This window comes from Metabacillus niabensis, from assembly GCF_902829255.1.
GTDB lineage: Bacteria > Bacillota > Bacilli > Bacillales > Bacillaceae > Metabacillus > Metabacillus niabensis.
Genome location: NZ_CADEPK010000459.1, coordinates 1 through 8156, shown reverse-complemented (window position 1 = coordinate 8156; position 8156 = coordinate 1). Strand labels below are relative to the sequence as shown.

At 35.5% G+C, this 8156-nt stretch carries 5 protein-coding genes; 4 read left to right on the top strand and 1 reads right to left on the bottom strand.

What is annotated here, in order from left to right:
• The first annotated feature begins 461 nt into the window (after positions 1 to 461).
• Positions 462 to 1919, top strand: a complete 1458-nt coding sequence (gene lmr(B) / locus HU235_RS24750; protein ID WP_095297100.1) for a lincomycin efflux MFS transporter Lmr(B) — start codon at positions 462 to 464, stop codon at positions 1917 to 1919.
• A gap of 139 nt (positions 1920 to 2058) precedes the next feature.
• Here lmr(B) and HU235_RS24745 read toward each other — a convergent pair whose 3' ends face one another.
• On the bottom strand, positions 2059 to 3354 hold the full coding sequence (locus HU235_RS24745) for an aminotransferase class I/II-fold pyridoxal phosphate-dependent enzyme (protein ID WP_174881919.1): 1296 nt from the start codon (positions 3352 to 3354) through the stop codon (positions 2059 to 2061).
• 294 nt (positions 3355 to 3648) lie between these two features.
• On the opposite strand from HU235_RS24745, the gene cls reads away from it, so the two are divergent.
• From cls to HU235_RS24730, 3 genes are all read left to right on the top strand, one after another.
• Positions 3649 to 5097, top strand: a complete 1449-nt coding sequence (cls, locus tag HU235_RS24740) for a cardiolipin synthase (protein WP_174881918.1) — start codon at positions 3649 to 3651, stop codon at positions 5095 to 5097.
• 392 nt (positions 5098 to 5489) lie between these two features.
• Entirely contained in the window at positions 5490 to 6524 is a 1035-nt protein-coding gene (locus HU235_RS24735) for a substrate-binding domain-containing protein (RefSeq protein WP_174881917.1), read from the top strand.
• A gap of 182 nt (positions 6525 to 6706) precedes the next feature.
• Positions 6707 to 8014 carry an ABC transporter substrate-binding protein gene (locus tag HU235_RS24730; protein ID WP_174881916.1) on the top strand — a complete coding sequence of 436 codons (1308 nt, stop codon included), beginning with the start codon at positions 6707 to 6709 and terminating at the stop codon, positions 8012 to 8014.
• Positions 8015 to 8156 lie beyond the last annotated feature (142 nt).

The window sequence follows — 8156 nt, the reverse complement described above, 5'->3', positions numbered from 1 at the left end:
ACCCTAGGCATGCCTTAGGGTTTTCATCTTTTATAAAATCAATTAAAAACATATCATTTGTTCATATACTCTCGAGTTCAATTCAAATGCTAGGAGTATAAGAGACCTTAGGAAGTCCTTAGGGTATTAACGATAGATTAATTGCTAGAGAGATTTTTTCCTTTACATAAATGAATGATTTATAAATTGATCATTTTAAAAACTTCAAAATTGACATAAATGCAAATCATCATCTATAATTTAGCGGTCAAAGAAAAAGAAAGCAATTTATTGACAGGAAAGTTTGTTTTTGGATGAAGGAAAGGGAAGGGGCTGCTAACCAAAGCTTGTATAGGTGATGGTGTAGGAATTGATTATGGATTGTAGTTTTGAAAGGTAAGTTTGTAGGCTTTGCTTTCCTTTATATGTGTGTAATACATATACACATGATTCAAAAATGATAATTAGAGAGGGGATTCAATATGGATGCAAGTGTAAGTGCAAGTGCAACAGCGAGTCAGAATCCGGAAAAAACATATAAGGTTGTTCCGATTTTGGTCGCTTTTCTTATAAGTGGTTTTATAGGTCTTTTTAGTGAAACAGCCTTGAATATTGCGATTAGCGATTTAATTCAAATCTTCAATACAAATGCAGCAACGATTCAATGGTTAACGACTGGTTATTTGTTAACGTTAGGTATTTTAGTCCCTGTATCAGGGCTATTGCTTCAATGGTTTACAACAAGACAATTGTTTATTACATCATTATGTTTATCGATTGTAGGAACGTTTATCGCAGCGATTGCTCCGAGCTTTGAAGTTTTAATGGTTGCACGTGTGTTCCAAGCAATGGGAACTGCATTACTTTTACCGTTAATGTTTAATACAATTTTATTAATTTTCCCTGCAGAAAAGCGTGGGGCGGCAATGGGAATGATTGGTTTAGTTATTATGTTCGCTCCTGCTGTAGGACCAACAATCTCAGGCTTAGTTCTTGAGAATCTTACATGGCATTGGATTTTCTGGCTATCACTACCATTCTTAGTAATTGGTTTAATTGCAGGCATACTTTATATGGAGAATGTGACAGAAGTAACAAAGCCGAAGATTGATATCTTATCTGTAATTTTGTCAACTTTAGGTTTTGGTGGAGTTGTTTTTGGATTTAGTAGTGCTGGTGAAGGGGAAGGAGGTTGGAGCAGTCCGAAGGTAATTGCCTTTATTATCATTGGTGCCGTCTCTCTTATTTTATTTAGCATTCGTCAGCTTAAAATGGAAAAGCCGATGATTAACTTACGTGCCTTCCGTTATCCGATGTTTACTCTTGCTGTCATCCTTGTATTTATTTGTATGATGGTTATGCTTTCATCGATGCTATTATTGCCACTTTACTTGCAGGGTGGATTAGTGTTAACGGCCTTTGCGGCGGGATTAATTCTTCTTCCTGGCGGTGTTTTAAATGGTCTTTTATCTCCTGTTATGGGAAGACTGTTTGATAAGTATGGACCGAAGTGGCTTGTCATTCCTGGACTTGTCATTGTTGCAATTGATTTGTGGTTATTCTCTGGATTAACGACAACATCGACAACAGGCTTTATTATCGCTCTTCACATCTTATTAATGATTGGAATTTCAATGGTTATGATGCCAGCTCAAACGAATGGGTTAAATCAATTACCAAAGGAATATTATCCTGATGGAACAGCGATTATGAATACACTTCAACAAGTATCAGGAGCTATTGGAACAGCAATTGGTGTAAGTATTATGTCTGCAGGACAGCACGACTACTTATCAAAAGTGGATAACCCACAGGATCCAGCACATATTCCAGCAGCATTAACAGCTGGAATTCAGGATGGTTTCCTCTTTGCTCTCGGTGCTGCAATTATTGCGTTAATTATCGCTTTCTTTATTAAGCGAGTGAAGGTTGATTATTAATAAAAATAAAGAGAAATGGATGCATGGTAATGTGCTTTCCGTTTCTCTTTTTTTTCGCTTAAATGAGACTAAAAATGCAATAAAAAAGACTGTCTCAACAAGGAAGTTCCTTAGGAGACAGTCATCATTTTTACTGAATTTATTTTTGTAAATCCTCTGCACCTTTTGCGATTAAGTCAAAAAGCTCCTCAATATCTGAAGCCTCTACACAAGAGAAGGCAATGCGGAGATCAGTTGCGTTAATCGAAATTGTTCCAACACCGTATTTATCTAATAGGTGAACGCGGAGCTCCTCTGCATTAATGTTATGAAGCTTTAGACACATAAAGTACCCAGAGTTAAATGGATAGTATGTCCAATATTTGTTGTATTCTTCTTTAGCAAGAACTTCTTTTGTTTTATCAGCTCTGCTTTTCATAAGGGCAAATTTTTGCTCCTTCTCAACTGGGAATTCATTTGATTGCAATGATTGCAAAATAATTGTTTGTGAAGGATGAGAACCGCTTGAAATCGTTCCTCTAATGATACCTTTCGTTTTTTGCTCTAAAGCATTTAGGATTGCAGGACTATTGCTTGCATATGTTATGAACCCGACACGGAATCCCCAAACATAGTTTTCCTTTGTAGCGCCATCAACCTTAACAGCAAGAATTCTTGGATGAGCATCAGCTAAATAGCTGAAAATGGATTCTTTAATTGAATCCTCATAAAATAATCCGAAATATGCATCATCGATTAAGGTGATAATGTTTAAGCCTTCTTCTGCAGCTTCTTTAAGGACGTTCACGATTTCCTTTGCTTCTGCTTCAACTGGTGTATAGCCAGTTGGGTTATTAGGGAAGTTTAATAAAACAATGATTTTATCAGCTGTTTTTTGCGCTTGAATTGCTTCTTTCAAACCAGCAACATTAAAGCCATTTGAGCTGTTGAAAAGCGGGTATGTGACAGTTGTCGCTCCACGACGGGTTTTAAATGTAATGTTGTAGTTTCCCCAATATTTATCTGGTAGGATAACGGGAGTACCTTCGTCCGCAAATAAGTCAGCAACAATGCTAAGTCCATGAGTAAGCGCGTTTGTAACGACAGGTGTTCCAATTAATTCTTCCTTCAGGCTTGGGTTATCTGCAAGGATTTTTTTCTTCCACACATTGCGAAGCTCCTCTTTTCCTTGAGGTGGAGCGTATGGGAATAAATCCTTTGGTGATACTTCTTCACCGAACATATTTTGAATATGCTGAAAATGCATCGGCTGGTTATTCTCTGTAGCTATTCCGATCGTTGCGTTAAAACGATGTGCCTTTTTACCAGCTTCTGCTGATTGACTTAAGATTCCTTTTGGGTAAAACATTTCCTTTCCTAGCTGGGACAACATATCATAGACGTATTCGTTGTCTGCTTGAATCGACTTGTTTAACGCTTGTGCTAATTCGTTCATGATTTCCTGTTCACCTCTATGGAATAGATAATATAGATTGAAAATTCATTATGAGATATTTTAACATACTAAAGATATATCTCACAGAGTTATCAACAAATTTATTTTTCTTACATAAGTGAATTATGAAGAGGCTTACTCTAATAGAACATTCACGTTATACTAGTGTAGAAGGAACGACTAATTATAAATACAAAGGCTATATCTAATCTTCCGTTCTGCTTCCACTCTAGACGTTCGCTTCAATTTATACGATTAAATATAGTAAAAGTTTTGAAGAAGTGAGGAAAAATGATGCACATTGTAGCTATATTACTTGGAATTATTATCTTTCTTAATATTGCGTTTGCTATTATTGTCATTTTTAGAGAGAGAAAAGATGCGACTGCTTCATGGGCTTGGTTACTTGTCCTCTTTTTTATTCCCTTGTTAGGGTTTTTACTTTACCTTCTATTTGGGCAAAATCTGAGCCGCTATCATTTATTTCAATGGGAGGACCGCAAAAAGCTTGGGATTGAAACCTTGCTGAACAGGCAGGTCGAACAAATTCGCAATGATACATTTGAATATCAAAATGATACGGAAAGAGCATATAAACAGCTCATTTATATGCATTTAATTAATAATGATGCAGTGTTAACAAAGCATAATTTAATTGATATTTTTACAGACGGCAAAGATAAATTTGAGCAATTAATGACTGATATTGAAAACGCACAAGACCATATTCATTTGCAATATTATATTTTACATAATGACGAGCTAGGGAAGCGGCTTATTGAGCTATTAACGAAAAAGGCAAAGCAAGGAGTAAAGGTCAGAGTTTTATATGATGATCTTGGTTCAAGGGGGCTAAGGAAATCGTTTTTTGCAGAATTATTGGCTGCAGAAGGGGAGGTTGAACGGTTTTTCCCGTCTAAACTAAGATGGATCAATTTACGGCTCAATTATCGTAACCATCGTAAGCTCGTTATTATTGATGGACAGATTGGCTATGTCGGCGGATTTAATGTCGGGGATGAATATCTAGGACTTGATCCGAATTTCGGCTACTGGCGTGATACACATCTTCGCATTCAAGGTCCAGCCGTATTTGCGATTCAAACGCGCTTTATTCTTGACTGGAACCAGGCGACAAATAAAAAGAAGGTGCCTTATATCCCAAACCATTTTCCGAATCAGCGTGTTACCGGAAACAGCAGCCTACAAATTGTCACTAGTGGGCCTGATTCAGATTGGGAACAGATTAAAAATGGCTATATTAAAATGATTTCAACTGCTAAAAAAACAATCTGTATTCAAACACCGTACTTTATTCCTGATGCGAGTTTACTTGATGCTTTAAAAATTGCTTGCTTATCCGGGGTGGATGTCAAAATTATGATTCCCAATAAACCAGATCATCCGTTTGTTTATTGGGCAACGATGTCATATATAGGGGAAATGCTAAACTCTGGTGCTAAAGTATATATTTATGATAATGGCTTTATCCATGCAAAAACGATTATTGTTGACCATGAAATTTCATCAGTAGGAACAGCGAATATTGATATGAGAAGCTTTAAATTAAACTTTGAAGTGAATGCCTTCGTTTATGATTCGTCAATAGCGATGGAGCTTTATGAGCATTTCCTACAAGATATCGAGGTCTCAAGGGAGCTTACATTAGGGGCTTATCATCATCGTTCAAAAACGATACGCTTTAAAGAGTCTGTTTCGCGTTTATTATCACCAATTTTATAAAAATAGATGAGAGTATGTTAGCCTGTATGACCTACTCTCATTTTTTAGGCTCTATTATTCATAGCATGGGCAATTTTATTAAGGGAACCAACCGATGATTACAGACGGCTTCTTACATCTTTTCGCCATTAGCAGAGACCGTTATGTCTAATTTGCTTGGTATCATTTCAACTTATCATAATTTTTTCAACTTAATTCGAGCAATTAAGTGAAAGTTACTTTATAATATATGTAAATATACGTTTTCATAAAGGTAAGCTTTTAATTATTATACATCCTGAGTTAAATGGATGTTAGATTTGATTATAACTTAAAAGTTAAACCATTATCGTGTAATGCTGGTTTAACTCATCATAAATTTGAACATAGTAAATGTCGGAGAGGTGGGTATTTTGGGAAATAACGTAACAATGCGAGATATTGCGGAAAGACTTGGTGTTAGTAGTGTCACTATTTCGAAAGCACTAAATGATAAAGAGGGCGTAAGTGAGGAGCTAAAGCAGAAAATTAAAGAAGTTGCAGAGGAAATGGGCTACCGATTTAATACTTTAGCAAAATCAATGAAAGAAGGCCAAGCTTATAATATTGGCGTTATTATACCAGAACGTTTTACAGGAGAAATCCAATCCTTTTATTTGAAATTTTATCAGCATATTGCTCGAGTCTTAGATCAGCATCAATATAGTGGAATTCTTCATATTTTAAGCTCAGAGGATGAAGAAAATAAAGTTCTTCCACGAATCTATTATGATAAAAAGGTTGATGGATTGTTAATATTAGGGCAAATAAGCAATGAATATATCCATCTGCTAAATGGAATAGAAATACCGATCGTCTATATTGATTTTTATAATGAGGATGCAGAAGCCGATACGGTGATTACAGATAATTTCTATGGTGTCTATGAAATGACAAACCACCTTATCAAAAATGGTCATAAAGATATTGGCTTCGTAGGAAACATTTACTCAACAAGCAGTATTCAAGACCGCTTTTTAGGCTTCTATAAATCATTGCTAGAGCATAAGCTGCCTTTACAACAACAATTTATTATTAATGACCGTGATGAGCGGGGAAAGTATATTGATATTGAGCTTCCTGAAAAGCTTCCTACAGCATTTGTATGTAACTGTGATCAAGTTGCATACAATTTAATTAATAAGCTAGATTCATTAGGTTATCGAGTACCTGAGGATTGCTCAGTCGTAGGCTTTGATAATGATATATATGCACAAATTGCGGAACCTAAGCTAACAACAGTAGAGGTTGATATTGAAGAAATGTCTCGAACAGCGGTTAATTTAATTATTTCAAAATTAAAAACGAAAAAGAAAAAATGGGAACAAATATCTGTAAAAGGCAAGCTTGTATTCCGTGACTCTGTAAAAAAAATGACGGAAGGTAAACAAGCTGCAGATATGGCATAAAAAATATTAATCTAATATAGGTTCACTTCTCCAAATTGAGCAAAGGTTCATTAGGAGGAGTGGCCTTTTTTTGACTAAAAATATGTTAATATTTTTGCGAAAATCACCACATTGACAGGTAAGCGTTTTCATAATAAAATATTAATTACTTAAACGATTACTTAACAAGAGGGGGATATTAGATGAAACACTTATTTAAGGTGCTAGTTTTTAGCATGATGATTTTTTCTTTATTAGTAGGTTGTTCTCAAACTGATAAGAGCTCAAGTAAGGGAAATGCGAACGGAACTGATGGTCCATCAGGTGAAATCCTTGTGTTAACAAATCGCACTGATATTGTTGATACAGTATTCCAGGACTATGCAAAAAAATTTAATGAAAAATATCCAGATATAAAGGTGGAATTTGAAGCAATTACAGATTATGAAGGTCAAGTGAAGATCCGCATGAATTCTACAGAATATGGAGATGTTTTACTCATACCAAATGAAGTACCAGTTCAAGAGCTAGGAAACTACTTTGAGCCGCTTGGAACAATTGATGAATTAAGTGAAAAATATTTACATGTTGATGAAGATGCTTATGAACACAATGTGTATGGTATTCCGGTTGTTGTAAACGCTCAAGGAATTGTCTTTAATAAAAAAGTTTTTGAAGATGCGGGTATTTCAGAAATACCAACTACACCAGAAGCATTTTTAGAGGCATTAAAAAAAGTAAAAGAAGAAACAAATGCGATTCCTTATTATACAAACTATGCGGCAGGCTGGCCGTTAACTCAATGGGAGCCAAACCGTTTGTCTATCGCAGGGGTTGAGGATTATGTTAATGTTCAAATGGCAAATATGGATGACCCATTCTCAGAAGGTAAGCCACATTATATTTTATACAAATTGATGCATGATATCGCCAAAGAAGGATTAATTGAAGAGGATCCACTAACGACTGATTGGGAAAGCTCAAAGAAAATGTTAGCAAATGGTGAAATTGCAACAATGGTATTAGGTTCATGGGCGATTACACAAATTCAAGATATAGCTGAAAATCCAGATGATATTGGCTATATGCCATTCCCTTATAATCATGAAGGAAAGCAATATTCAGAAAGCAGTGGAGATTACAAAATTGGGATTAATAAAAATAGTGAAAACAAGGAAGCTGCACGAGCATGGCTTGATTGGTTTATTAATGAATCCAATTATGCGCTTGACAATGGTGGAATCTCTCCAGTCATAGGTGAAGAGCTGCCAGATACGTTAGCCTCATTTGAAGAATTAGGTGTTGAATTGTTAAGAAATGCACCAGCTCAAGAAGGACAAGAAGGCTGGGTCGATGCAATTGACAACGAAGGAGAAATCGGTTTATTCCAACCAGAATTTAAACAACGTATCATTGAATCCGCTATTGGAAATACAGATGAAAGTTTTGATGATATTATGAAAGACCTAAATAATAAGTGGAAAGAAGCCCGTGCAAAAGTAACGAAATAAATCATAGAGGTGAAAACTTTGTACAGTTTCTACTAAAAAACAAATTATTTTCAAGCTAATAATTAAAAAAAGGGAGTGTCCATGAATATGGATACTCCCTTTTTTTGTCATCATGGGAATAACTATCTTCTAGTGTTAATTA